Here is a 25,984-nt window from a genome sequence, read left to right as displayed (position 1 = left end):
GTCGACCACCGGATGCCCTCTGTTGGAGCGGAACTCCGTTGTTTACCGCTCGATTCCCAGCTCTCGCAGCTGCTCCCAGTAGAGCTCCACGTTGCCGAGCTTGACGTCCTCATAGCCGCGGACGACGTCGGGCAGTGCGGCGATCGTGGTGGCCCTGTCGTAGTTGGCCGAGTCCAGTTCGTCCGCGAGCCGCAGCACCATTGCGGTGTAGTGCGTCAGCAGTTCGCGCTCGACCTTGCGGACGTGGGCGTAGCCGAACGGGTCGAGCTTGGTCCCGCGGAGCACCTTGCCCTTGGCCAGCATCTTCAGTGCCACATGCGACTTCGGGCGGAGACCGATCTTCTTCTTGCGGCCCAGTGCCCGCAGGGCGGGCGGGTGCAGCTTGTAGGTGAGGTTCTCGCCGCCGGGGACCTGGGACGCGACGTCCTCGAGGAAGGCGGGATCGACAAGCATCCGTGCGACCTCGTACTCGTCCTTGTACGCGGTGAACTTGAACAGTCCGCGGGCGACGGCCTCGCTGAACTCCGTCCGGTCGGTGACCGTACGCTCTGCGGTCCAGATGGACTGCACCGCATCGATGTACCGGCGCGCGACCTTCGCGTTCTGGAACTCGACCAGCTCGCCTGCGCGAAGCTCCACGAGCCTGCGGACCTCACCGTCGAAGGTGGAGTCGGCGAGCAGGTGTGCCGGTGCGACGGCGGGGGTGCGGGCGACCCGCGAGGTGACCGCGGCGAACGCATCCGGATCGGCGAGCGCGACTCGACCCCAGCGGAAGGCGTCGATGTTCGCGGAGACCGCGATGCCGTTGATGCCGATGGCCTCCTCGATGGCCTCGGCGGGCAGCCGCAGGCCACCGCTCTGGAAGGCCGCGCCGATCAGCAGGAAGTTCGCGGCGGCGGTGTTGCCGAACAACTCCTGCGCGGCAGCCAACGCATCGAAAGCACTGAGCGACTTGGATGCCGAGCCGAGGCGGTCGAGCAAACCCTGCTCGTCCGGGTACCGGACGGACTTGTCGTAGACCATGTCGCCGGTGGGGGTCTGGCTGGTCGACGCGACCGCGACCGTGGTGTCCGCGCTGCCGTAGCCCAGGTTCTTGTTGTCGGTGGCGGTGAGGAGGTCGAAGGCGACGATGCAGTCGGCGCTGCCCGGCGTCAGCCGGTTCGAGGGCTCGAGCGCACCCGGGGAGAATCGCAGGTGCGAGACCACCGGTCCGGCCTTCTGGCTGAGACCGATCTGGTCCAGGGACTCCACCTCGTAGCCGGCGCGCAGGGCGGCGGTGGCGAGCACCTGGTTGACGGTGACGATGCCGGTGCCGCCGATGCCGGCGAGGAAGACGTTCTGGGTCGAGGTCAGCTCGGCGAGATCCGGCTCGGCCACGAGCGGCGGCACGGGGCGCTCGACCCGGGCGGACTTCTTCTTGCCCGGCACCACCTCGACCGTGACGAACGACGGGCAGTCGCCGTCCAGGCAGGAATAGTCTGTGTTGCACGAGGTCTGGTCGATTCGGGTCTTACGGCCGAACTCGGTGTCCACCGGCTGCACGGACAGGCAGTTGCTCTTGGTCCCGCAGTCGCCGCAGCCCTCGCAGACGGCCTCGTTGATGATCACGCGGGTGTTGCGGGTCGGCAGGGTGCCGCGCTTGCGCTGACGGCGTGCGTCGGCGGCGCAATGCTGGTCGTAGATCAGCACGGTGACGCCCTCGACCTCGCGAAGCTCCTTCTGCGCCTCGTCGAGGCGGTCGCGGTGCCACAGCTTGACGCCCTTGGCGAGCTGTCTCTTGTTGTGCCGCTTGGGGTCGTCGGCACAGATGATGATCCGCTTGACGCCCTCGGTGGTGAGCTTGTGGGTGAGCTTCGCGACGGACAGCGCGCCCTCGGCGTCCTGGGCGCCGGTCATCGCGACGACGTCGTTGTAGAGCAGCTTGTAGGTGATGTTCACCCCGGCCGCGACGCAGGCCTGCACGGCGAGCTGGCCGGAGTGGAAGAAGGTGCCGTCGCCGACGTTCTGGAACAGGTGCTTGACGTCGGTGAACGGCGCCTGGCCGATCCACTGGCTGCCCTCGCCGCCCATCTGGGTCAGCCCGGTGACGGCGCTGTCCTCGCGATTGGAGATGGTGACCATGGTGTGGCAGCCGATGCCGCCGCCGCCGATCGATCCCTCGGGCAGAGCCGTGGATCGGTTGTGTGGGCACCCGCTGCAGAAGTAGGGGGTGCGGGTGGCGGAGAGCACCTCGAGCGAGAGTTGCGGGGGCAGAGCCTTCTTCAGTTCCACCCGGTTCTTGAGCACCCGGCGGAGGGGGCCGAGCAGCCGACCGGCGGTCAGCTCGCCGTCGACGGGCATCAGCGGCCTGCCCGCGGCATCGCGCTTTCCGAGGATCTGCGGGGTGTGCTCGCTGCCGTAGAGGATCTCGCGGATCTGCGTCTCGATGAAGGCCGTCTTGTCCTCGACCACGATCAGCTGCTCGAGTCCCGCGGCGAACTCGCGGACCTTCTTCGCGCCGAGCGGGGTTGGCATGCCGATGCGCAGCAGCCGGATCCCGGCGTGGTGCAGCGCGGCCTCGTCGACGCCGAGGTCGAGCAGGCCCTGGCGCAGCGAGTCGAAGGTGGTGCCGGTGGCCGCGAAGCCGATCGTCGCGCCGGTGGGGTCGACCTCGATCACATCGAGATCGTTGGCCTCGCCGTACGCGCGCACCACCTCCCAGCGGGGCCCGTACAGGTCGGCCTCGGCGATGACACTGTCCGTCGGCACCGCCATCGGGCGCTGCTTGTAGACGAACGGCTTACCGTCCCATTCGATCTCGGGGACGGTGATGTCGATGTTCGACACCCGGCCGTCGACCGTCCAGGCGCCGTCCGCGACGTCCGCGACGACCTTGAGGGCGACAAGGCAGCCGGAGGCGCGCGACAGCGCGACGCCGTGCATGCCCATCGTGATCATCTCTTCGGCGTTGCGGGGGAACAACACCGGAATCCCAAGCGCGGCGAGGGACCGTTCGCTGACCGCGGGGACGGTGGACGACTTGGAGGCGGGGTCGTCGCCGACGAGCAGCAGCACGCCGCCCTTGGGGTTGACCCCGTACATGTTCGCGTGCCGCAGGGCATCGGTCGCGCGATCGACGCCGGGGCCCTTGCCGTACCAGACACCGATGACGCCGTCGTGCGTCGCCTGCCCAGCGGGAAGGTCAGCCTGGCTGCCCCAGACGGCGGTGGCGGCGAGCTCCTCGTTGAAGCCGGGCACAAAGGTGATGTCGTGCTCGGCGAGCACCTGAGGCATCCCGTGCAGCATCTTGTCGACGCCGCCGAGCGGGCTGCCCTGGTAGCCGGAGACGAAGGTCGCGACCCGTCGGCCCGCGCGGATGTCGTGGACGTGCTGCTCGACGAACTGGCGCGCAATCGCCTGGACGCCGGTCAGCAGCACCGGGCCCGACCCGGACCGGTAACGGTCGTCGAGGTCGTAGGGAGCGGGCAGCGCCGCCGTCGGGGTGACGGGACGATCGGCCAGTTCAGTCATCGCGGTCCACCGTTTCTTCGCCGCATCGGATCACGTTGCGCGCATAAATCGGGCATCAGGTGTAGCAATGATTTGCCCAGGTGGTGTGACCGTCAACACCCGCTAATTGAGCTGAAAGATATGATCAGTTGTGACCCACAACACTGGAATGAGGTCGACATTGTGATCAGCATCGATCGACTCGACGCGTCGCTGCTCAAACTGCTCACCGACGATCCGCGCGCCGGGGTGATGGAGCTGGCCGCCCGCCTCGGCGTCGCCAGGAACACCATCGCCTCTCGGATGCGGCGCCTTGAGGAGACCGGAGTGGTCACCGGGTACCGCCCGGACGTCGACCTGCCCACCCTCGGGCTGCCGGTGCAGGCCTTCGTCGGTGCCGAGCTGGAACAGGGCCGCATCAAGGACGTCATCGAGGACCTGCGCGGGGTCCCGGAGGTGCTGGAGGTGCACACCACGACCGGTCGAGAAGACCTGCTGATCCGGATCGCGGCGCCCTCGCACGAGGAGTTGCTGCACGTGCTCGAGAGCATCCTCGGCCTCGACGGCGTCGCGCACACCACCACCACGCTCGCGCTGACGACGCCGGTGAAATACCGGACGCAGCCGCTGGTCGATCACATCACCCGCGAGGCGGGCCACGGTCGGTCGGCTGCGTCGTACCGAGGCGACGGCTGACGGATACGACCAATCGGTGGATGACATGTACATGCTGGATGCCCGTTGTTTGACTGGACCTGTCGGTCTCATATGAGGACGACAGGACACGGGAGGTGTCTCATGTCAGCTGAACAGAACATCGAGATCACGAAGAAGGGATACGCGGCCTTTTCGGCCGGGGACGCTGAGGCGGCGATGGAAGCCCTCGCGGACGACATCGAGTGGATAGTGCCCGGTGACAGCGCGGTCAGTGGCACCTACCACGGCAAGGCCGAGGTCGGCGGACTGTGGATGAAATTGGCCGAGAAGGCCCTGGCGACCAAGCCCCAGCACTTCTTCGGCGATGACGAGAGGGTCGTGGTGCTGACCCAGGTGACCGCGGGCGGGGAGAGCTGGGACGCCGCCGATGCCCTCACGTTCAGGGACGGGAAGGCCGTCAAGATCCAGACCGCGGGCGACACGGTCAAGTACGAGAAGGTGTTCGGTTCCCGCTAGCGGGCTCGGGTCGTGAGGTCACGCGCGTCAGCCGGCTGACGGCGACCTATGGTCAGAGGATGACCATCCCCGCCGCGCATCCCGATGTGGTGGAGACGACGCTGGTCAGCGCTCGACCGCTGGCGCTGGCCGGCACTCTCGCCCCGCTCGGCCGCGGCCGGTACGACCCCTGTCACCGGACCACCGCCGACGGCGCGCTCTGGCGGACCTCGCTGATGCCGACCGGCGCGGTGACCTATCGGCTGATCCAGGCAGGCGCGACGTCGGTGTCGTGCCGCGCCTGGGGCCCGGGTGCGGCGGAGTTCGAGACCACCCTGGCCGGCCTGCTGGGGGAGTCGGACGACACCGCCGACTTCGCGCCCGAGCACCCCAAGGTGGCCGAGGCCCATCGGCGCTTCCCCGGGCTCCGGATCCCCCGAACCGGCCGGGTCTTCGAGGCCTTGGTGCCCGCGATCCTGGAACAGCGGGTGCACACCGTCGCGGCCCGCGCGTCCTGGCGGCGGCTGGTCGCCCACTACGGCGCGCCCGCGCCTGGCCCCGCGCCGGAGGGAATGCGGGTGCCGCCCCCGGCCGAGGTGTGGCGCCGGATCCCGTCCTGGGAGTTCCATCGGGCTGGGGTGGATCCGCGCCGCTCCCGCGCGATCGTCACGGCGGCGGCCGTGGCGAACCGGCTGGAGGAGACCGCAGCGATGTCGGCACCGGACGCCGCGGCCCGGCTCCGGGTGGTCCAGGGGATCGGGGAGTGGACGGCGGCGGAGGTCGCCCAGCGGGCCCTCGGCGACGCCGACGCGCTCTCGGTGGGGGACTTCCATCTGTCCGCGATCGTCGGGTGGTCGCTGCTCGGGCGCCCGCTGGACGACGCGGGGATGGTCGAGTACCTCGAATCGGTGCGGCCACACCGGCATCGGGTGGTCCGGCTGCTCCAGGTGAGCGGCCAGGCGGTCAAGCCCAAGTTCGGGCCGCGCACCCCGATCACCGATCACCGCGGGCGCTGAGTTCGCGGAGCGGGGAGATTCTTTCCCATGGGGCGGTTTCGTCTCGCCGAACCGGCACGGCCGGGTGCACGATGGTGTTCGATTGACGACGGCGCGCTACCGACGCCACGGCAGTGGGAGGCAATCAATGGGTCAGGTCCAGGAACGCATCGAGCAGTTCGCGGAGGAGATCCGCGCCGAGGGTGTGGAGGGCGACCGGCTCATGCGGCTCACCGACACCTCCGCGAAGCGGCTGCGTGAATCGGGCGCGATCCGCATGCTGCAGCCGAAGCAGCACGGTGGGCTCGAGGTCCACCCGCGCGAGTTCGCCGAGACGGTCATGAGCATCGCCGCGATGGACGGCGCCGCCGGATGGGTCACCGGCATCGTCGGCGTCCATCCGTGGGAGCTGGCGTTCGCCGACCCGAAGGTGCAGGAAGAGATCTGGGGCGCGGATCAGGACACCTGGGTGGCGTCGCCGTACGCGCCGATGGGCGTCGCCAAGGCGGTCGACGGGGGCTACGTCCTCAACGGTCGCTGGTCGTTCTCCTCGGGCACCGATCACTGTCAGTGGGCTTTCCTCGGCGCCCTGCTCGGCGACGAGAACGGCGCGCCGGTGATGCCGCCGGTCCCGCTGCACGTGATCCTGCCGCGGTCGGACTACCAGATCGTTGCCGACTCGTGGGATGTCATAGGACTCCGCGGCACCGGGTCCAAGGACCTGATCGTCAAGGACGCGTTCATCCCGAGCTACCGCACGATGCTGGCCTCGGAGGTGATGGACGGCACCGCGGTGAAGAAGGCGGGCCGCACGGAGACGCTGTACAACATGCCGTTCTCCTGCATGTTCCCGCTCGGCATCACCTCGGCGGTCGTCGGCATCGCCGAGGGCGCGCTGGCCTGCCACATCGCCGCGCAGAAGGATCGCGTCGCGATCACCGGCACCAGGATCAAGGAGGATCCCTACGTCCTCTACGCGATCGGCGAGGCCGCGGCCGAGATCGCCGCGTCGCGCGCCGCGCTGCTCGAGACCGTCGACCGGTTCTGGGACATGACCGAGGCGGGCAAGGAGGTCGACTTCGAGGCGCGTGCCATCGGGCGTCGCACCCAGACCGCGGCGGCCTGGCGCGCGGTGCGCGCGGTGGACGAGATCTTCGCGCGCTCGGGCGGAGGCGCCCTGCACTACAAGTTCCCGATGCAGCGCTTCTTCCGGGACGCGCACGCGGGCATCGCCCACGCGATTCACGTGCCGGGCTCGATCTTCCATTCGTCGGCGCTCACCCAGCTCGGCGGCGAGCCGCAGGGGATCCACCGCGCGATGATCTAGGCGGCTCCGCCGCCCGTGCGTGGTTGACGAGTCCCAGGACTCCTCAACCGCGCACGGGCGCGCAGCGCCTTCACTCGACGATCAGGATGCTGTGCATCTCGGGGTGATAGACGCAGTGGAAGGTGTACCCGCCTGCGGTGGTGGGGGCCGTGAAGGTGGCGGACTCGTTGCCGTCGACGTGGACGTCGAACAAGCCCTCGGTGTCGGAGGTGACCGAGTGCTCCGGTCCGGCACCGTTCCTCACCACGATCTCCTCGCCAGGACGGACCGACGGCGGGGGTGTGAAGGTGGAGTTCTCGATGGCGATCACCGGCGCCCCGGAGTCGGGCGCGACGGCCGTGGTGTCCGGGTGATGCTCGGATCCGCCGTCGGAGGAACACGCGGCCGCGAGCCCGGTCGCGATGGCGAGCGCGGCGAGTCCAGCCCGCCGATGTGCCGCCCGCCTTGGGGTGAACGGGGGTGTGGATCCGGGCATGTCGGGCCTCCGTCGGTCGATCGCGTGACGACGCACTGAGCAACGTTGCTGGAGTGGGTTCAGCCTAGGCCCGACCCCACGTCCGCGGTACCGCCGCGAGGCCCCGCGGTCGCCGGTCCGGCGAACACGAGGGTAGAGCGGATTTCAGTTCTTGACGCCCGCGGCCAGGATCTCCCGCGCCTCCGCCCGCCCGTCGAGGAGCCGGCTGGTGCGCAGCGTGACCTTCCACTGCCCGTCGACGCGGGCGAACTCCCAGCGGTTCGCGGTGATCCGGGCGACCCGGTAGGTCCCGGTTTCCGGCTCGTGCAGGACCAGTTGTGAGTGGCAGGTGGCGACCGCGATGTCGCCGTCGATCTCGATGTGCGGCGGGCCGATCAGGTGGCCGCTGCCCGCCTGGATGTAGGACTGGTGAGGCTTGGACAACACCATGGCCTCGATCTCGACGTGTCCTCGCAGGGAACCGGTGTCCACGTCGTAGACGCCGTCCTCGGTCCACATCCCGGCGACGGCCGCGCTCTCGCCGCTGTCCACCGCGGGCCCGTACGCGCTGATGATGCGCATCAGGTCGAGCTGGTCCTCGAGGAGCTGGACCCGGGCGGCGAGGGCGATGAGCAGGGTTTCGGTATCGGTCATGGATGAATCCTTCCTCACGATGGAGGTCGGTTGCTAGAGTCAGAATTGATTTCAGTTGTGGCGATCGGGCGGCCCCCCGATCAGGGCCGGAGGAGAATCCCCATGACGGTCGTCACCGAGTACGCGGTGCGCAACGACGCCGGTGAGGCGCCGCCCTCGATGATCGAACGCATGACCCTGATCCTCGATGCGTTCGACGGGCGGTCGGCGCGGTTGACGTTGGCGGAGGTGGCCAGCCGGGCTCGGCTGCCCCGATCGACGGTGCATCGGATTCTCGATTCGCTGGTGAAGCTGAACTGGGTGGAGCACGCGTCGTTCGGGTACCGGTTGGGTCGCCGCGCGCTCGCGATCGGCGGCGGGGACGGCGGGCAGGCGGAGGTCCGGGAGGCGGCAGCGCCGCTGCTGCACGAGCTGCACCTGCAGACCAGGATGGTGGTGCACCTGTCTGTCCTGGACGGGCACGAGGCCGTGTACCTCGACAAGATCGGCGGCCCGCTCGCCTCGTCCGTTCCCTCCCGGGTGGGCGGACGGGTGCCTGCGCACTCCACCGCGGGCGGGAAGGCGATGCTCGCCTGGCTCGCACCCGAACGGGTCGATGCGCTGTTCGGAAGCGGGATGACCGGGTGCACCGACCAGACCATCTCGGATCTCGGGGTCCTGCATCAGGAGCTCAGCCGGATCAGGCAGCGCAGGGGGCTGGCGTTCGAACGAGGCGAGTCCGCGCGGGGGATGGCCTGCGTCGGCGTCGGCATCCGCGGTCACGATGGCCCCGTGGCCGGGCTCTCGCTGTGTGGGGATGCGCGCACGGCGCCGCTGGAGCGGGTCGCGCCGCTGGTGGCCGAGGCCGCCCGAGAGATCACCCGAACGCTGTTCCCCGAGCTCGGTCGCGGCTGGAGCTAGCGGGTCCGGCATCGCTTGGGGCGGCGTCGAATGTCCGGTGAGTGAACCCTTCGTTAATGTTGCGAAGCACCCCGTCCTTGAGTTGAACGATCGTTCATGAAGGGGTGTGATTACCCCGGCCGAGCGGCATCGTCGCTGGCAGCAGGCTGCCGACGCAATCGCCCGCAGTCCTCCACTTCGATCAGTCGGGAACGAGCATGAGCCGGGTTTCACGTCATAGAGGGTTTCGGTCCGCGGTGGCCGCGGGGGTTGTCGCGGTGGCGCTGGTCGGTGGACCGCTCTCGCAGCTCGCCCTCGCCTCGCCCGCGCAGGCCGCCGAGACCGTTCGCCAGGACGAGCCGGTCTGCGTGGGATCCAAGCAGGCCACGATGAGCGCGGTCTTCGACGCGGTCCTGCAGGCGTCGAAGCCGATCCTGCCCCAGCCGTACCTCGACAACTACGAGGGCATCCGCGCGGAGGGGCAGGCGCGGCTCAAATCGGTTGGCATCAGCACCCTCAGCGTGTCGAATCCCGCTTCCGTTTACTCGACCGACGACGAGGCGGGGATCAACAAGTACGGCGATCCGATCACCCAGTACATCGTCACGCAGCTCATGAACGTGAAGGCCGGGCGCGAAGGCGCGGTCATCCGCGCCGAGAACCTCACCCTCGGTCAGGCGATCGAGACGGCCTACGCCGTCATCTACACCACCGCCGTCATCCCGGCGAACATCGTCGCCGGCATGATCCCGTCGATGTTCGCGGTCGGGCCGGTCAGCGCCGGGACGCTCATCAGCCTCCCGCTGAAGCTGGGGACCAAGGGCTTCACCGCCATCTACGAGGCGGCCCGCGAGCAGCTCGAGACGAGCTGCGTGGTCTGGACGACCAAGGCCGTCGCCGACCGGGCAGGCGAGCCGGACCCGGCACTCGACTACGGGTTCCGGGCCCCCGCCTTCGTCGAGGCACTGGCGAGCGAGCTGGACATCGCCGGTCCCGACTGCCTGGCGGTGTCCGGCATGCCGCTGTCTCGGGTGCTGTCGCGGACCACGAGCCACCTGACCTCCGTCGAAGCCGATCCCGCCCGTCGTGCGCAGATCGAGGATCAGCGCTCGCGGCTGGAGTGGATCATGGCCAACGCGATGGTGCCTGCGAGCCTCATCCCCGCGCACCCGGACGACTTCTCGTCGATCGAGAAGTTCCTGTCCATGGGCCTCGGATTGGTCCCGAAGGTCGGCGGCGCGGCGACGGATGCACTGATCGGGTTGGGCCACAATGTCTTTGCCGGGAAGGACTTCAGCAAGCTGGTGCCGCTCGGCACTCTCACGGTCGGGGATTCGCTGACCGCCGCCTACTTCTCGTACGCACTGACCAGCCAGGTGATGGAACTCGTCTTCGACGAATCCATGAACGCGATGTCTGCCGCCTGGACCGGTGCCTCCGGCGGTGTCGGCGCGCTCGTCAACCCCTTCGAGTGGATTCCCTCGCCGTTCCCTCTGATCAATGCGCCGAACGTCTATGGGCTGGTGACGTACCACCACGTCCTGAACTCGGTCTGCATCGCCTCGGAGGCCGACAAGTAGTCCCAGCGGCATGTGTTCCCCAATCGCGGCGATCGGACGATGATCGAGACCACACTCACCCGCGCAGCAGAGGGATTGGTGGAGAACATGTCTGACATCCGTTCGCTCGGCTATCTCAAGGTGCAGACGCAGGACGTCGATCGTTGGCGCGGACTCGTGGTCGACGGCCTCGGCATGGCCGTCGGTTCCGGCCCCGACGAGGACGGGCTGTACCTGCGGATCGACGAGCGCCGGTCACGGCTGCAGGTGTTGCCGGGCGAGGTGGACAAGGTGCTCGCGGTCGGCTGGGAGGTGCGTGACCAGTTCGCGCTGCGAGCCGTGCACGATGAGTTGGAGAAGGCGGGCGTGGAGGTCCGCGAGCTGTCGCAGGGGGAGGCGGACCAGCGCGACGTGGAGCGCGTGATCACCTTTGCCGATCCGGCAGGAACCACCGTCGAGGTGTTCTTCGGTCCGGTGCTCGACCACAGCCCGGTGGTTACCCCGCACGGCGGCCGGTTCGTGACCGGGCCCGCGGGCCTCGGCCACGTCGTGCTGCCGACGCCGCACTTCCAGGAGACCTACGACTTCTATACGGAGGTCCTCGGCTTCCTGCCCCGCGGTGCCATGCGCCTCGGTGGGCCGGGCGCACCCGGCCCGGCCCTGCGGGTGCGGTTCCTGGGCGTCAACCAGCGGCACCACAGCCTGGCGATCTGTCCGGCGCCGCCGTCGGAGGCCCCCGGGATGGTGCACCTGATGATGGAGGTTGACACCCTCGACGCGGTGGGCCAGGCGCTGGACCGGGTCGGCAAGCTCGGGTTCTCGATCTCGTCCACCCTCGGTCGGCACACCAACGACAAGATGGTCTCCTTCTACGTTCGCGCGCCCGGCGGCTGGGACCTCGAGTTCGGCACCGAGGGCATGCTGGTGGACGAGACCCACTACACCGCGGAGGAGATCACCGCGGACAGCTACTGGGGTCACGACTGGTCCGGCTCGGAGCCCCTCGCGGCGTTCACTCCCGAGTCGTAGCGTTCGGCGCCCCGGGGGCCGGGCGGACGCATATCGTGGATTGCCGGGGGCCACTCGCGGAGGAGTCCGGGATGACAATTCCATCGGCACAGGGCATCGCGCCCAGGTTCGACGGCCTGCTGGCCGCCGTCGTCAACTGCACGCTGAAGCGGTCGCCGGAGGTCAGTAACACTCAGGGGCTGATCGACCGGAGCGTCGGGCTGATGCGCGACGCGGGCGTCGCGGTCGACGAGATCCGCGCGGTCGATCACGACATCGCCACCGGCGTGTACCCCGACATGACCGAACACGGCTGGCCGAGCGACGAGTGGCCGCAGCTGTACGGGCGGATCATCGCAGCGGACATCCTGGTGCTGGCGGGCCCGATCTGGCTCGGCGACAACAGCTCGGTGATGAAGAAGGTCATCGAGCGCCTGTACGGCTGCTCGTCGATCCTCAACGACCGGGGGCAGTACGCCTTCTACGGGCGGGTCGGCGGCTGCCTGATCACCGGCAACGAGGACGGCGTCAAGCACTGCGCGATGAACATCCTCTACAGCCTTCAGCACCTGGGCTATGTGATCCCGCCGCAGGCGGACGCCGGCTGGATCGGCGAGGCGGGCCCGGGTCCGTCCTACCTGGACGAGGGGTCTGGCGGGCCGGAGAACGACTTCACCAACCGCAACACCACCTTCATGACCTACAACCTGATGCACGCGGCGGCGATGCTGAAGGAGGCCGGCGGGTTCCCCGCCTACGGGAACCAGCGGTCCGAGTGGGACGCCGGTTGCCGGCCGGACTTCGCGAACCCCGACTACCGCTGACAGCGTCCGCTGCGGCGGGGGTGTCGCTGGGATAACCTCTCGCCATGGTGTCAGCGGCCTCGGTGGGGCGATCGGCCGCGTGGACCGCTATGGCCATCGCGATGACCTTCGGCGCCACGGCCTGTATCGGAGCCGTGGACCGGGCCGACTTCGATGCGGCGATGCGAGCGCGCGGCGGCGGGATGACCACGGCCGTGGTCCGGGACGCGATGGCCGCCCTCGCGCTCGAGTACGGCGTCACCGAGTTGCAGGTCACCTCGGTGAACATCGGACCGGTCGAGACGGTCGAGGTGACCGTACGGAACCCTGCGCGTCCCGATCAGCTGGACAGTTTCACCTTCGACGGCCGATATCTGAGTGAACCGACCCCGGTACCGGTCAGTGCCCACGACGATCTCGACGCGCAATCCTTCAGTCTCGGAGAGGTTCCCGCGCTCGACCGCGTCGAGAGCCTGGTCGACGACGCCCTTGCGGACACCGCCTTTGACGACGGCCAGGTCACCGGCATCTCGGTCAACAGAACCGAGGCGATACGGCCGACGGTCATGGTCGAGTCGCCGCGGTCCCGGGCACTTGTCGTGTTCGATGCCGACGGGGCGATCTCGGGGGTACATCCGCTGTGACCGAACCCGTGGAACTCGGCGTGAACGCCGAGCGCGCGCGGCGACCGGTTGTCGCGCGGGCGTTGATCTGGGGAATGGTGATCGTCTTCGGCGCAGGCTTCCTCACGTTGACCTCCTCGGTGATCTGGCCGGGGCAGGCGCTCTACCTGGCCCCGTTGTTCTGCGAACAACCCATCGCTGAGGCCGTCATCGTCTCGGACACCTACGCCTCGGGGGACGGCACCTCGACGGACTTCACGCTCTACTGCATCGGCGATCGCGGGCAGACGATCGATGAGGGCTGGCTGCGGCCCTTTCTGATGCTCTGGGGTTGCTATGCCGTCGAGATCGTCGTGTTGGTGGTTGTGGTGGCGATCATCTCGCGGAAACCGACTACACCGGAGCAACACTCGCTGTAGCAGACCGTCCACGCATTCGGTGTGGCAGCGGTGGCGGACTTGCGCGGGCGCCGCGGTCGAGGTATTTCTGGATACAGCGTCGCGTGTCGATGACGGACTGCGTCAGGCATGGAGGCGTCGGACCGCAAGGGGTTTCCTTGACCATCTCGTTCAACCACACCATCGTCGCCGCGAAAGACAAGCAGCTCTCGGCGTACTTCTTCACCACGCTGTTCGGCCTCCCGGATCCGGTTCCGGCCGGCTTCTTTCTCGCGGTTCAGCTCGACAACGGAGTCACCCTGGACTTCGCCGAACCACCGCCCCACCTCGACGTGACCCCACAGCACTACGCGTTCCTGGTCTCGGAGGACGACTTCGACAGCATCTACGGTCGAATCCTCGAGCGGAAAATGGAGCACTGGGCCGATCCCCGGCAATCGGCCACGGGAATCAACAAGAATGACGGCGGTCGTGGGACCTACTTCCTCGACCCCGCCGGGCACTTTCTCGAGATCATCACCCGGCCATATGGTTCGGGTAGATAAGGTTCGCTGACACGGTGGTGGCGGCACCCCCGATCGCGGGGTGTGGCCGCCACCGGCCAGAGGATCGGGCTTCTCAGCCGCTCGTCGTCGGAGAGCCACCGCTTCGGGTCGGCGGCAGGAACCTGCGCGCGACGTTCTCCTCGGTGGACGCGCCCGGCGACCACTGCGAGATCCAGGGGCCGGTGCCCTCGCTCGGGTCGAGCACCCCGGCCTCCAGCCAGGTGTACCGGCCGTCGAGGATGCCGTCGGCGAGCCGGTGGTCCACCTCGTCGCTGTTGTCCCACAGGGCCGCGAACAGCCGATCGATCCGGATCCGGGACTGCTGGCAGAACGCGTCTGCCAGCTCGTAGGCGGCGTCGCCCTGGCCGGGGTCCTGCCCGCGCAGCATCTCGGCTCGCACGCAGCTCGCCGACATCGCGAACAGTTCGGCGCCGATGTCCACGACCCGGCCGAGGAACGCCTGGTGCTTCTCCATCCCGGCCTGCCAGCGGGCCATGCCGTAGAAGGTGGAGCGCGCCAATTTGCGTGCGTTGCGCTCCACGAAGCGCAGATGCGTTGCGTTCCCACCGAATTCGCCGTACGACGTCGGGAGCTGGCCCTTGCCGGAGACCAGGTGCGGCAGCCACTTGGCATAGAAGCCGCTGGCGCCGAGCGCAGCCTTGGCCTTGTGCTGCAGGTCCGCCTTGGGGTCCGCGAGGTCCCCCGCCGCGGCCAGGTGGGCGTCGACGGCCTCGCGGGCCACCAGCAGCCGCATGATCTCGCTGGACCCCTCGAAGATCCGGTTGATCCGCAGGTCGCGAAGCTGCTGCTCGGCGGGCACCGCCCGCTCACCCCGCGCGGCCAGCGACTCGGCGGTCTCGTAGCCACGACCACCGCGGATCTGGATCAGGTCGTCGGCGATCAGGCAGGCCATCTCGCTCGACCACAGCTTGGCGAGCGCGGCCTCGATCCGGATGTCGTTGCGGCCCTCGTCGGCCATCTGTCCGGACAGCTCCAGCACCGCCTCCAGCGCGAACGTGGTGGCGGCGATGAACGACAGCTTGGCGGCGACCGCCCCGTGCTTGCCGACCTGCCTGCCCCACTGCACCCGTTCCGCGGACCACTTGCGCGCGATGAGCAGCGACCACTTGCCCGCGCCCGCGCACATCGCTGGGAGGGCGAGCCGACCGGCATTGAGGGTGGTCAGCGCGATCTTGAGCCCGTCGCCCTCGCGCCCGATCAGATTCGCGGTCGGCACCCGCACCTGGTGCAGACGGGTGACACCGTTCTCGATCCCGCGCAGGCCCATGAACGAGTTGCGTCGCTCGACGGTGATGCCGGGTGAATCCGCTTCGACCACGAACGCCGTGATCCCGCCGCGGTGCTCACTGCCCGGCTCGCCGGGGCGCCCCTCGCTGCGGGGCACTCGCGCCATCACCACGAGCAGCTCGGCGACCACGCCGTTGGTGGTCCACAGCTTCACGCCGTCGAGGAGATAGGCGGAGCCGTCCTCGGTCGGGGTCGCGGTGGAGGCCATCCGGGCCGGGTCCGATCCGACGTCGGGCTCGGTCAGCAGGAACGCGGACACCGCGCCCTTCGCGCAGCGGGGCAGGAACTCCCGCTTCTGCTCCGGGGTGCCCGCGAGCTTGAGCGGCTCGGGCACGCCGATGGACTGATGCGCCGACAGGAGCGCTGCGATGCTCGGGTGCACCGTCGCGACGAGCATCAAGGCCCGGTTGTAGGCGACCTGCGACAGACCGAGCCCGCCGTACTCCTCGGAGACCTTGAGGCCGAAGCAGCCGAGCTCGGCGAATCCCTTGACGTAGTCGTCGGGGATCCGGGATTCGCGCTCGATCACCGCCCCGTCCAGGGTGGCGCAGTACTTCTCGAGCTCGGCGAGGAACCGGTCGGTCTTGGCGGCCTCCGCGGGCGGCGGCTGGGGGAAGGGGTGCACGAGGTCGAGCCGCAGCCGCCCGAGGAAGAGCTCCTTCGCGAACGAGGGCTTGTCCCACCCGCTCTCCCTGGCTTCCTCGGCGACCGCTCTCGCCTGTTCCTCGGTGACCTCGGCCGGTGCAACCATGATCCGCCTCCTGGAAGGACGTGCCAGTTGTTACTGGCGAGTATCCTCCGGCGACGCCGGTTTGGGAACCCTACGACCGGGCGAGAATCACGAGTGCGGTCAACCCCGCGTCTCGCGCAAAGCCAATGCGAGCAGGCGCGACTCGATGATCTCGCCCGGGCCGCTCGGGTTCTGCAGCGACATCCGCTCGGCCGCCTCGTGGTCGTTCGTGGCCCCGCCGGGCAATGCGCGTAGCACCGTTCGTAGCCGTCCGGATCGGTCGGCGGTCCTGCCCTTGAGCCAGCCGAGGGCCCGCGCCAGGCGCTGCTCGACGGGGGTGAAGTCGCTGCCGAGCGGGTAGCAGGGTGCCCTCCCGGCGCAGGGGCGCCAGCGCGGATCGCAGTCGCGCGGGGGTGTTCCCCGCGGTGCCTGCGGGCAGGGCGAAGTCCCGCGGCAGTTTGCCTGCGCGGGTGGCCGCCTCGATCAGCGCTGCCTGGAACCGGGTGTCGGTGATCGCGGTCATCGCCGCGATGCAGTCCTCGTCGGTGCGGCCACGCACGTCGGCGACCCCGTACTCGGTGACGTACACGTCGCGCAGGTGCCGGGGGACGGTGGTGTGGCCGTAGTTCCAGAGCACGTTCGAGCCGGCCTTGTCTCCCGCCCCTCGGGTCGAGCGCAGCATCAGTACCGAGTGCGCCTGCGGCAGCGCGTGCGCCATCGCGACGAAGTTGTACTGGCCGCCGACGCCCGATACCAGCCGGCCGTCGTCCAGCGCGTCGGACACGGCGGCTCCGAGCGCGGTGGCCATCATGCAGGTGTTGAAGAACCGCGCGTGGCGGCGCTGCAGCCGTTCGAGCGTTTCGTTGCCGCCGTACAGCTCGTTGACCTCGCTGACGCGCTTCATGCCGATGCCGTCGCGGTCCGGGTACGGGAGATCGCGCAGCCAGCCGTAGAACTCCGGTGAGCCGAGATAGAAAGCGCCGTGGAGGAATTCGCCGTCACGCGCCACGATCGTGTGGTCGTCCTCGGTGGCGGTGCCCGCGTTGATGCGGGACATCACCTCGGCGTCGTCGACCACCCTGCGCTTGACGACACCGACCTCGACCAGTCGCTTGAAGCCCTCGTTGATCATCTCGATGCACCCGTACAGGCCGTCGGTGAACGGTGCCAGCGCGGTGTCGTCCGCGTGGGGTGACCCGAGGGCGTGCAGCACCCTCCGGTAGGTGGCATTGTCGGTGTGCCGCAACGCGAGCGCGTGGCACAGTGCGTCGGCCAGGGCGCCGATGCCGATCTGCAGGGTGCCGCCGTCCAGCACCAGGGTGCTGGCGTGGAAGCCGATCGCGTAGTCGGCGTCGGTGACCGGTTCGCGGGGCAGGCCGAACAGCTTCGGGTGCGGGCCCGGCGGGGTCAGCACTGCGTCGAAGAAGTCGGGATCGACGGCCGCGGTGCCGCCGAGCCACGGCAGTTCGGGGTCCACCTCGGCGATCAGCACCGGCCGCGGCAGGCCGCGCGCCGCGATCTCGTCGAGGGTGTCGAAGGTCAGGTCGGTGTTGCAGGACAGCGAGAGTCGGGTCCCGCCCGGCTCGCGGGCGACCTTCTGCAGCACCGCGTTCACGCCGCGGTCGGCGAGTGCCCGTGCGACGTGCGTGTAGTTGAGGCTCGCGTAGCGCTGCTGCGCCTGGGGCGAGGCCAGCAGCGCGCCCGATTGCAGGTAGAACTCCTCGACCTCGATGTGCGCAGGCAGCGCGTTGCGCTTGAGTGCCCGCACGTACGCCAGCCGCGGGAAGTCGTCGCCGAAGTGCCGCTGCAGGAACGGTCCGAGGAAGCGTGCCTGCAGGCCCTCGCCCGCGGCGGGCGGGTCCAGCGACAGCGCGGTGTAGAGGTGCAGGCGTTGCGACGGGTCGGCTTCGACCCGCTCGTACAGTGCGTTCAGCAGGCGGTGCGGCTTGCCGAGCCCGAGCGGACCCGCCACGTGCAGCGGGCCGTCGGTGCGGGTCAGCAGCCATTCCGTGGCGTCATCGAGCGAATCGAACTGCACAGGCTCCCGGCGTGTCGGCATGGGCACACCCTAGGAGGCGCTCCGCGCCTGTGCGCGGTTGACGAGTCCCTGCCCTCGTCAACCGCGCACAGGCGGCGCAGCCGCCTACTTGTCCCACTGAGCGGAGTCGCCCGGACGGTGGTCCGCGCTTGATGTCAGGATCTATCCTGCGGGGACGGAATGCGGACAGAAGGCGGGGAGACATGCCCAGGCTTGCGGAGGCGCGCGACGCGGCCGAGCCCAGTTCGGTCGAACAGCGGGCGCGGTACGGCCGCATCCTGGACGCGGCCGCCGTGCTGGCCTCCGAGAAGGAGCTCGAGCGCGTCCAGATGCACGAGGTCGCCAAGTCGGCAGGCGTGGCCATCGGCACCCTCTACCGCTACTTCCCGTCGAAGACCCACCTGTTCGTCGCGGTGATGGTCGACCAGATCGACCAGATGGGCGTCGGCCTGACCAAGCGCCCGAAGGGCACCGGCTCGCCCGCGGACGCGGTCTACGAGATCCTGCTGCGCGCGACCAGGGCGCTGCTGCGCAGGCCCATGCTGGCGACGGCGATGATCCAGTCCGCGGCCACCTCCAACGCGGCCACGATTCCCGACGTCGCCAAGATCGACCAGCATTTCGACGCGCAGCTGCTCGACGCCGCGGGCATCGCGAACCCCTCCGTCCGCGACACCACGGTGATCCGGTTGATCGTGTCCCTGTGGTTCGGGCTGATCCAGTCCAGCCTCAACGGACGGGCGTCGATCCCCGAGATCGAATCCGACCTGCGGATCGCGTGCGACCTGCTGCTCGCGGACCTCACCGGCACCGTCCACTAGCGGACCACTCCGCATGCCGCACATACGTCCGTTCCGCCGCTCCGACCGCCGGCAGGTCACCGACGTGGTGAACGCCCACATCTCGGCCGTCGTGCCGGGATGGGCCATCTCGACCGACACCCTGATCTCCCAGCTCGAGGCCGATCCCGGTCAATGCGTGACCGACCCCTTGGTGTGGACCCGCGAAACCCTGGTGGCCGTGGTCGACTCCCGGGTGGTCGGCGCGGCGCACCTGCGGTGCTATCGGGATTCCCCGCACGTGGCGCCCGACCACCGCGGCTCGGGCGAGGTCGCCTGGATGGTCTGCTGGCCGAATCAGGCCGACGCCGCAGCCGAGCTGTTGGGCGCCGCGCTGCGCGTGTTCGAGTCATGGGGCGCACGACGAATATTCGCTGACGGCGACCTTCCGACGCCCGTCACCTTCGGAATCCCGGACTGCTGGCCGCACCTCGAGGAGTTGCTGCTCGGCGCGGGGTTCCTGCCCGCCGAGGGCGCCGTCGAGATACTCCTCGCGGGCGGGATCGAGACCCTCCCGGTGTCGGATGATTCTGCGTCCGAACAGATTCGGCGATCGGTGGGGGAACGCGGGGTTCGATTCACGCTCGGCGACGGCGGGACGGGGCAGGGTCGCGTCGAGACGATCGACGACTGCACCAGGGGCGGAACACTGTTGCGGCTCGCCGGATGGGCGGAGCTGGCAGACCTGAAGCTGCCCCCGGATCCCGGGGCAAGGGGTGCGCTCATGGGGATCGTCGCGGACTGGCTCCGAACTGGCGGCGTCGCGAACCTCTTCATCGCTCTCGGGCGGGGGGACGTCGAGCAGATGGAGTACCTCGAGGACCTCGGGTGGCGGCGACTGGCGACCGTCCGGCGCGGGTGGGAACGTACGTCGCGGCCGTAGCCGGGCATGCCGTTGCCAGGCCCGAGGAAATGGAATACATTCCAAAAAGTGGTCCTGCCACCCCCGGGTGCCGGTAACCCTCCCTGATGTTCGTGAACTCGCAGTGCGTGTCCGTTGCGGGTGATACCACCAATGTGCAGCTGAACACCATCGGCGAGCGCATCCCGGGTCTCCCCGAGACCCCCAGCCCGGAAAGTAGCAACTGTTATGAATCGCACCTTCGTTGTCGGCGTCGGCATGACCAAGTTCGAGAAGATCGAGAGCCGCGACTGGGAGTACCCGGACATGGTGTCCGAGGCGGTCGGCGCCGCGCTCGCGGACGCAGGCATCTCGTACGACCAGGTGCAGCGCGCAGCGGTTGGCTACGTGTTCCAGCCGTCGGCCGCAGGCCAGCGCGCGCTCTACGAGACGGGCCTGACCGGCATCCCGATCGTCAACGTCAACAACAACTGCGCCACCGGTTCGTCGGCGCTGATGATGGCCCGCGAGTGGGTGCAGGGCGGCATCGTCGACGTCGCGCTGGCAGTGGGCTTCGAGAAGATGACCAAGACCGCCCTCTCCGGCACCGGGGAGATGCCCAAGGTCTCCACGCTCGACGATCACCTGAAGGTCATGAAGGCGAAGCACGACTGGGGTCGCGGCCCCATGACGGCGCAGCTGTTCGGCAACGCCGCGCTCGAGCACATGGAGCGCTACGGCACCACCGCCGAGCAGATCGCATCCGTCGCGGTGAAGAACCACAAGCACTCGGTGAACAACCCGTACGCGCAGTTCCGTGACGAGTACACGCTGCAGCAGGTGTTGGACGACAAGATGATCCACGCGCCGCTCACCCGCTCGCAGTGCTCGCCGACCTCGGACGGTGCGGGCGCAGCGATCGTCGTCAGCGAGCGCTTCGTCCGCGAGCACGGACTCGAGGACCAGGCGATCGAGATCGTCGCGCAGGCGCTCACCACGGACACCGCGGAGGCCTTCGCCGACCAGTCGATGATCGACGTGGTCGGGGCCCCGATGACGCGTGCGGCAGCCGCGCAGGTGTTCGCCGAGTCCGGGCTCACGATCGAGGACGTGGACGTGATCGAACTGCACGACTGCTTCGCGATCAACGAGATCATCACGTACGAGGGCCTCGGCCTGTGCGAGGCGGGCGAGGGCGGCAAGCTGGTCGAGTCCGGTGCCACGACCTATGGCGGTCAGTGGGTGGTCAACCCCTCCGGCGGCCTGATCTCGAAGGGCCACCCGCTCGGCGCCACCGGCCTTGCGCAGTGTGCCGAGCTGACCTGGCAACTGCGCGGCAAGGCGGACGCCCGTCAGGTCGACGGTGCCCGTGTGGGTCTGCAGCACAACCTCGGCCTCGGCGGCGCGTGCGTGGTCACGCTGTACCGGGCCGGAACCCTGGAGCTCAGCTGATGGACCTCGGCAGCCACCCCACCTTCGACAGTCATGACGACGGAACGGTTCTCACCTCCGCCCCGCAGGACGCTCCGGTGGACCGGGCCACCGCCGCGGCCCGCCGGGTCGTCGACGCGATGCTGCGCACCGACCGCGCGAACGCGAACCTCGACCGGGTTGCCGAGGAGCTGAACAGCATCGCCGATCACCTCGAGGAGCACGCTCCCGCCGTGGCGGAACGTCTGATCGACATGTGGAACGGCGAGGGCGTGACCCGGCACGACCCCGTCACCGGCCCAGAGAACGCCATCGCGCCGCCGATCGTGCTCGAGGGTCTGAGTGATGGCTCGGTGCGGGGCGAGGTCACCCTGACCATGCCCTACCAGGGGCCGCCGGGGTGTGTGCACGGCGGCGTCTCGGCGCTGATCCTGGACCACGTGCTCGGCGTCGCGAACGCATGGGGCGGCCAGGCGGGCATGACCGCGCAGCTGAACGTGCGGTACCACCGCCCGACCCCGCTGTTCGAGCCGCTCACCGTCACCGGGAAGCAGATGTCCGTGGAGGGTCGCAAGATCAACACCGTCGGCAGCATCACCACCGCGGACGGCGAGGTGTGCGTCTCGGTGGAGGGACTGTTCATCGACGCCGCGGTGCCACGCCCCCGGTAGGCCGCCGCGCCACCCGTGAGTCCTTCTAGCCCTCTGGCGGACCAGAAGGACTCACGGGCGGCGCAGCCGCCTCAAGCAGTTGCGCCAGGTGGACGCCCTCGCGTCCGGCGAGCTGATCGGCCTGGGTCCGGCAGGAGAAGCCGTCCGCCAGCAGCACGGCATCGGGTCCCTCTTCCCTGAGCACGGGCAGGATCCCGTTCTCGGCCACCGCGGTCGAGACGTCGTAGTGGCCGCGTTCCATCCCGAAGTTCCCGGCCAGACCGCAGCACCCGGCGATCTCCCGGACCTCGGCGCCCGCCCGCGCCAGCAGCGCCCGATCGGGGGCGAAGCCCATCACCGCGTGCTGGTGGCAGTGTGGCTGCACGACGACCCGGACCCCGTCGAGCCGAGGTGGCGACCACGGCCTGCCGTCGGCATCGGTTGCGGTGGTCAGGAATTCGGCCAACGTGCGGGTGGACGCGGCGACGAGGGCAGACCGGGGATCGTCCGGGAGCAGCTCGGGCAGGTCGGACCGCAGCACCGCGGTGCAGGACGGCTCGAGGCCGATGATGGGGCGGCCAGCCTCGAGGTGGGGCTGCAACTGATCCAGGGTACCGAGCAATTGCCTTCGCGCGCCGTCCAATTGACCGGTGCTGATCCATGTGAGTCCACAGCAGGCCGACCGTCGCGTGATCAGGACCTGATAGCCGACGTCCTCGAGCAGGGCGACCGCCGCACGGCCCACCGCGGGGGAGAAGGAATCGGTGAAGGTGTCGATCCACAGCAACACCTCGCGGCCGGGCCCCGCGGGGGCGGGCCTGCGCCGCCACCATCGGCGGAAGGTCTGGTCGGCGAAGCGGGGGACCCCGCGTCGCGGGTCGAGTCCGGCCACTCGCAGTCCCGTGCGGCGCAGCGGCCCGATTGCGCTCGCCGCATTGACGATCGACGGCAGCCGTCCGCCGATCCGCGACCACCGCGGCAGCATCCCGAGCGCGTAGTGGGTCCGCGGACGCGGCCGCCGTCGATACCGCCGATACAGCACCTCGGACTTGTAGGCGGCCATGTCAACCCCGGCCGGGCAGTCCGAGCCGCACGCCTTGCAGGACAGGCACAGGTCGAGCGATTCCTCCAGTTCCGGCGAGCCGAAGCCGCCCGTCACCAGTGACCCGTTGATGGTCTCCTGGAGTACCCGGGCACGGCCGCGGGTGCTGTCCTTCTCGTCGCCGGTCGCGAGGTACGACGGGCACATGAAGCCGCCCGCGCCCGAGGTGTCCGCGCGGCACTTGCCGATGCCGACGCAGCGGTGCGCCGCCATGCTCAGGTCGCCGCGGTCCGCGGTCAGCGACAGGCCACCCGCGAAGGGGACCGGCGGCGCCTGCGCCACCCGCAGACCGGCGTCCACGGGCGCCGGGTCCACCAGCACGCCCGGGTTCAGGACATTGCTCGGGTCGAAGACCGCCTTGAAGCCGGCGAACGCGGCCAGGGCCGACTCGGTGTACATCAGCGGGAGCAGTTCGGAGCGGGCACGACCGTCGCCGTGCTCGCCGGACAGCGATCCGCCGTGCCCCGCGACCAGCGCGGCGGCATCGACCAGGAATGCCCGGAAGCGTTGTGGGGCATCGGCGATGGGCAGGTCGAGTCGAACGTGTACGCAGCCGTCGCCGAAATGCCCGTACAGCAGGCCGTCCACCCCGTGCCTGCCGGTCAGCTCCGCGAAATCGCGCAGGTAGGCGCCGAGGCGCTGCCGGGGGACCGCGGCGTCCTCCCAGCCCGGCCAGGCGGGCTGCCCGTCGACGGTGCGGCCGGCCAAACCGACGCCGTCCGCTCGGATCCGCCACAGCGCGGCCGATTCCGGGCCGGTCGGCACTACGCGGCTGTCCAGTGCTCCCGCGTCGCGACAGATCTCGGCGGCCCTCGCCAGTGCCTCGGCCGGCGTCGAGCCGTCGACCTCGACGAACAGCCAGCCGGCGCCGCGAGGCAGGTCCGGGACCGCGCCGGCACCCTTGTGCCTGCGAACCACGTCGACCAACCGGGCATCGATGCCCTCGATCGCCAGGGGGCGACCGGTCAGCACCATGGCGGCACCGTCCGCCGCGGCAGGCATGTCGGGGTAGCCGAGGACCGCGAGCGCGGTGGCGGCCGGGACCGGCACCAGCCCCACCGTCGCATCGAGGATCAGGCCGCAGGTGCCCTCGGAGCCGACGAGGGCACGGGCCACGTGGTGCCCGCGCTCGGGGAGCAGGTGCTCGAGCCCGTACCCCGACCCCTGCCGTTCGAAGCGGCCCAGTTCGGTGCGGATCAGCGCGAGGTTGTCGGTCACCAGACGGTCGAGTCCGGGCGCGGCCGAGAGGTCGTCGGCCAGGCGCCGCTCGACCCCGGTGCCGTCGAGGATCCGCAGGGCATGGACGTTGTCGGCGGTGCGGCCCCAGGCGACGGCCCTGGGTCCGCAGGCGTTGTTGCCGATCATCCCGCCGAGGGTGCAGCGGTCCTGTGTGGACGGATCCGGGCCGAACCGCAACCCGTGCGCCGCGGCCGCCCGCTGGAGGGTGCTCAGCACCACGCCGGGCTGAACGACGGCGGTCCGGAGGTCAGGATCGAGCGCCACGATGCGGTCGAGGTGTCTGCTGAAGTCGAGGACCAATCCGGACCCGATCGCGTTGCCCGCCACGGAGGTTCCGGCCCCACGGGCGGTCACCGGAAGGTTGTGGGTGCGGCCGACCTCCAGGACCGCCGCCACGTCCTCGTCGGAGCGCGGGAACACCACCACATCGGGCACGACACGGTAGTTGGAGGCGTCGGTGCTGTACTCGGCCCGGCGCCGGGTGCTGTCGTCCACCTCGCCCGCGACCCGCGCGTGCAGCGCGGCGATCGCCGAGGTCAGATCGTCGGTACCGCTGATCTGCGACACCCTGCCGATACTACGGCTCCCGCAGAGGCTCCTGCCAGCGTCGGGCGCTCGCCGCCGAATGATCGAGGTAGGCACATTAATTCGATGGATCACCGCAGGTGATGAAAATGCGGGAAGTCCGGATGTGGCCCCGAGAGCCCATGCATGATGGCAGCCGCAGTTCGACTAACCCCGTTTGTCCAGGTCGGAGATCCCGGACAAACCGATATGAAAGGTCATGCAGTGAGGACATCCCGTAAGAGCATCGCCCGTGCCGGCGCCGTCACCGGACTCGCCGCCATCGCCCTGCTCGCGAACCCCGCGCTCGGTTCCGCCGCGGTCGCCGGTAGCGCCGCCGTACACACCGAGGGTCAGCGCGTCATCGTGGACGTCACCGGTGTCGGCTCGCCGAGCCTGCTGATGTGCTTGGTTCAGGTGAAGAACCCCATGGGGGATCTGTTGGAAGGCAATCCGGTCTCACTGACCGGAACGCCGGGCGCGGGCACGTATCGGTCGCAGGCGCTCAGAGACGGGACGTACCGGATCGAGGTGCTCTGCGCCGATGGCGACGGCCTGACGTTCCTCACCCCCTTCGGCGGTGAGCGGGTCGTCGTCGGCGGCGGCTCGGGCAGCAGCGGCAGCTCCTCGGGCAGCGCGGACTCCCCGACCGGAAGCTGACCCACGGGGCTCCCGAGCGCGCTACCGCGCGGTCAGTCGCGACCGCAGCTCGACCAGCAGGTCGGCGCCGTCGCGACGGCCGCGCGGTCCGTCGGCCTCTGGGGTGATCATCCGACCCTCGTCGGAACGGGTCCACTCGCGCACCGCCCAGCGTTCCGCGATCGCCCACCGGCCCGCGCGGCGCTCCATCAGGTCGACATAGCGCGCGCCGCTGGTGAAGTCGCCCCCGGTGGGGTGGCCCCAATGTGTTGCCGTGGAATATGACTCGCTGATCGCGAGGTCGCCGTGCAACTCGACGAGGTGGTTCCCGATGTGGTGCATGGTGCCGCCGAGAAGCTCCAGCTTGGGGCGTACCCAGGCGATGTACTCCTCGACGCCGCCGTCGAATCCCGTGTGGTGATCGATGCCGTCCGGGTGATAGGCGCCGCGTACCAGGTCGAAGTCGAGTCGGTCGATGCCGCGGCAGTAGCGCATCACCACCTCGTAGATGGCCTGTTTGTCGAGGAGTTCATCGAGCGCCGTCACCGCCGTCCCCTTCCTGTCGCCCCGTCACGTTTGCGCTCACGAGTTCTACCGCAGGGCCAGTCCGTGGGTCATGACCTTCCCGGTCACCGGGAGAAGGGAAACCGGTGGTCGCACCGCTGACCGGGACTTCGGACGCCGAGCAGCGGCGGGGTGGCTAGTGTCGAAGCCGCC

Annotated in this window: 23 protein-coding genes; 16 read left to right on the top strand and 7 right to left on the bottom strand. The window is 69.4% G+C overall.

Annotation, left to right across the window (positions count from 1 at the left end):
- Positions 1-42: 42 nt before the first annotated feature.
- Positions 43-3,510 carry an indolepyruvate ferredoxin oxidoreductase family protein gene (locus ABIC28_RS06450; protein ID WP_209928124.1) on the bottom strand — a complete coding sequence of 1,156 codons (3,468 nt, stop codon included), beginning with the start codon at positions 3,508-3,510 and terminating at the stop codon, positions 43-45.
- A gap of 162 nt (positions 3,511-3,672) precedes the next feature.
- On the opposite strand from ABIC28_RS06450, the gene ABIC28_RS06445 reads away from it, so the two are divergent.
- The 4 genes from ABIC28_RS06445 (at position 3,673) to ABIC28_RS06430 (ending at position 6,963) form a co-directional block, all read left to right on the top strand.
- Positions 3,673-4,185, top strand: coding sequence for an Lrp/AsnC family transcriptional regulator (locus ABIC28_RS06445; protein WP_077040068.1), 513 nt, complete (start codon positions 3,673-3,675; stop codon positions 4,183-4,185).
- 102 nt (positions 4,186-4,287) lie between these two features.
- The gene (locus ABIC28_RS06440) at positions 4,288-4,662 is read left to right on the top strand and encodes a nuclear transport factor 2 family protein (protein ID WP_097213475.1); all 375 of its coding nucleotides are present in this window, start codon (positions 4,288-4,290) and stop codon (positions 4,660-4,662) included.
- Positions 4,663-4,721: 59 nt separating this feature from the next.
- On the top strand, positions 4,722-5,657 hold the full coding sequence (locus tag ABIC28_RS06435) for a DNA-3-methyladenine glycosylase family protein (protein WP_097213474.1): 936 nt from the start codon (positions 4,722-4,724) through the stop codon (positions 5,655-5,657).
- A 127-nt stretch (positions 5,658-5,784) separates the two neighbouring features.
- Complete coding sequence (locus ABIC28_RS06430; RefSeq protein ID WP_097213473.1) at positions 5,785-6,963, top strand: acyl-CoA dehydrogenase family protein; 1,179 nt, start codon at positions 5,785-5,787, stop codon at positions 6,961-6,963.
- 70 nt (positions 6,964-7,033) lie between these two features.
- Here ABIC28_RS06430 and ABIC28_RS06425 read toward each other — a convergent pair whose 3' ends face one another.
- Positions 7,034-7,438: a cupredoxin domain-containing protein gene (locus ABIC28_RS06425; RefSeq protein ID WP_209928125.1), complete on the bottom strand. Its 405-nt coding sequence runs from the start codon at positions 7,436-7,438 to the stop codon at positions 7,034-7,036.
- Positions 7,439-7,582: 144 nt separating this feature from the next.
- On the bottom strand, positions 7,583-8,071 hold the full coding sequence (locus tag ABIC28_RS06420) for a nuclear transport factor 2 family protein (RefSeq protein WP_097213472.1): 489 nt from the start codon (positions 8,069-8,071) through the stop codon (positions 7,583-7,585).
- Positions 8,072-8,173: 102 nt separating this feature from the next.
- Here ABIC28_RS06420 and ABIC28_RS06415 point away from each other — a divergent pair, with 102 nt between their 5' ends.
- The 7 genes from ABIC28_RS06415 to ABIC28_RS06385 all read left to right on the top strand — a co-directional run bounded on the left by ABIC28_RS06415 (position 8,174) and on the right by ABIC28_RS06385 (position 13,886).
- A complete protein-coding gene (locus ABIC28_RS06415; protein WP_209928126.1) occupies positions 8,174-8,971 on the top strand; it encodes an IclR family transcriptional regulator in 798 nt (265 codons plus the stop codon).
- 236 nt (positions 8,972-9,207) lie between these two features.
- Positions 9,208-10,530 carry a hypothetical protein gene (locus ABIC28_RS06410; RefSeq protein ID WP_097213470.1) on the top strand — a complete coding sequence of 441 codons (1,323 nt, stop codon included), beginning with the start codon at positions 9,208-9,210 and terminating at the stop codon, positions 10,528-10,530.
- Positions 10,531-10,617: 87 nt separating this feature from the next.
- Positions 10,618-11,538, top strand: a complete 921-nt coding sequence (gene bphC, locus ABIC28_RS06405) for a biphenyl-2,3-diol 1,2-dioxygenase (protein WP_209928128.1) — start codon at positions 10,618-10,620, stop codon at positions 11,536-11,538.
- Positions 11,539-11,609: 71 nt separating this feature from the next.
- The gene (locus tag ABIC28_RS06400; protein WP_097213469.1) at positions 11,610-12,341 is read left to right on the top strand and encodes a flavodoxin family protein; all 732 of its coding nucleotides are present in this window, start codon (positions 11,610-11,612) and stop codon (positions 12,339-12,341) included.
- Positions 12,342-12,385: 44 nt separating this feature from the next.
- Positions 12,386-12,964, top strand: coding sequence for a hypothetical protein (locus ABIC28_RS06395; protein WP_354578056.1), 579 nt, complete (start codon positions 12,386-12,388; stop codon positions 12,962-12,964).
- A complete protein-coding gene (locus ABIC28_RS06390) occupies positions 12,961-13,362 on the top strand; it encodes a hypothetical protein (RefSeq protein WP_354578054.1) in 402 nt (133 codons plus the stop codon). Before ABIC28_RS06395 ends, ABIC28_RS06390 begins: the two co-directional genes overlap by 4 nt.
- A gap of 137 nt (positions 13,363-13,499) precedes the next feature.
- Positions 13,500-13,886, top strand: a complete 387-nt coding sequence (locus ABIC28_RS06385; RefSeq protein ID WP_209928130.1) for a VOC family protein — start codon at positions 13,500-13,502, stop codon at positions 13,884-13,886.
- Between the two features lie 73 nt (positions 13,887-13,959).
- Here ABIC28_RS06385 and ABIC28_RS06380 read toward each other — a convergent pair whose 3' ends face one another.
- Both ABIC28_RS06380 and ABIC28_RS06375 read right to left on the bottom strand, forming a co-directional pair.
- The gene (locus ABIC28_RS06380) at positions 13,960-15,945 is read right to left on the bottom strand and encodes an acyl-CoA dehydrogenase family protein (RefSeq protein WP_354578051.1); all 1,986 of its coding nucleotides are present in this window, start codon (positions 15,943-15,945) and stop codon (positions 13,960-13,962) included.
- A gap of 70 nt (positions 15,946-16,015) precedes the next feature.
- The gene (locus ABIC28_RS06375; RefSeq protein ID WP_354578049.1) at positions 16,016-17,983 is read right to left on the bottom strand and encodes an acetyl-CoA hydrolase/transferase C-terminal domain-containing protein; all 1,968 of its coding nucleotides are present in this window, start codon (positions 17,981-17,983) and stop codon (positions 16,016-16,018) included.
- Between the two features lie 182 nt (positions 17,984-18,165).
- Here ABIC28_RS06375 and ABIC28_RS06370 point away from each other — a divergent pair, with 182 nt between their 5' ends.
- From ABIC28_RS06370 to ABIC28_RS06355, 4 genes are all read left to right on the top strand, one after another.
- The gene (locus tag ABIC28_RS06370) at positions 18,166-18,783 is read left to right on the top strand and encodes a TetR/AcrR family transcriptional regulator (protein WP_097213466.1); all 618 of its coding nucleotides are present in this window, start codon (positions 18,166-18,168) and stop codon (positions 18,781-18,783) included.
- A gap of 13 nt (positions 18,784-18,796) precedes the next feature.
- Positions 18,797-19,684: a GNAT family N-acetyltransferase gene (locus tag ABIC28_RS06365; RefSeq protein ID WP_354578047.1), complete on the top strand. Its 888-nt coding sequence runs from the start codon at positions 18,797-18,799 to the stop codon at positions 19,682-19,684.
- A 207-nt stretch (positions 19,685-19,891) separates the two neighbouring features.
- Positions 19,892-21,094 (top strand): lipid-transfer protein, encoded by a 1,203-nt coding sequence (locus ABIC28_RS06360; protein ID WP_097213464.1) that lies wholly within the window; start codon positions 19,892-19,894, stop codon positions 21,092-21,094.
- On the top strand, positions 21,094-21,744 hold the full coding sequence (locus tag ABIC28_RS06355; RefSeq protein ID WP_209928133.1) for a PaaI family thioesterase: 651 nt from the start codon (positions 21,094-21,096) through the stop codon (positions 21,742-21,744). Before ABIC28_RS06360 ends, ABIC28_RS06355 begins: the two co-directional genes overlap by 1 nt.
- Positions 21,745-21,769: 25 nt before the next feature.
- On the opposite strand, the gene ABIC28_RS06350 is transcribed toward ABIC28_RS06355, so the two are convergent.
- A complete protein-coding gene (locus tag ABIC28_RS06350) occupies positions 21,770-24,622 on the bottom strand; it encodes an FAD-binding and (Fe-S)-binding domain-containing protein (protein ID WP_354578401.1) in 2,853 nt (950 codons plus the stop codon).
- 231 nt (positions 24,623-24,853) lie between these two features.
- Here ABIC28_RS06350 and ABIC28_RS06345 point away from each other — a divergent pair, with 231 nt between their 5' ends.
- Complete coding sequence (locus ABIC28_RS06345) at positions 24,854-25,288, top strand: hypothetical protein (RefSeq protein ID WP_097213462.1); 435 nt, start codon at positions 24,854-24,856, stop codon at positions 25,286-25,288.
- Between the two features lie 21 nt (positions 25,289-25,309).
- Here ABIC28_RS06345 and ABIC28_RS06340 read toward each other — a convergent pair whose 3' ends face one another.
- Positions 25,310-25,813: a nuclear transport factor 2 family protein gene (locus ABIC28_RS06340; protein ID WP_257017706.1), complete on the bottom strand. Its 504-nt coding sequence runs from the start codon at positions 25,811-25,813 to the stop codon at positions 25,310-25,312.
- Positions 25,814-25,984 lie beyond the last annotated feature (171 nt).

The sequence above is a fragment of the Rhodococcus sp. PvR044 genome (assembly GCF_040548995.1).
Classification (GTDB): domain Bacteria; phylum Actinomycetota; class Actinomycetes; order Mycobacteriales; family Mycobacteriaceae; genus Rhodococcus_G; species Rhodococcus_G oryzae.
This window is presented reverse-complemented; position numbering and strand designations above follow the sequence as displayed.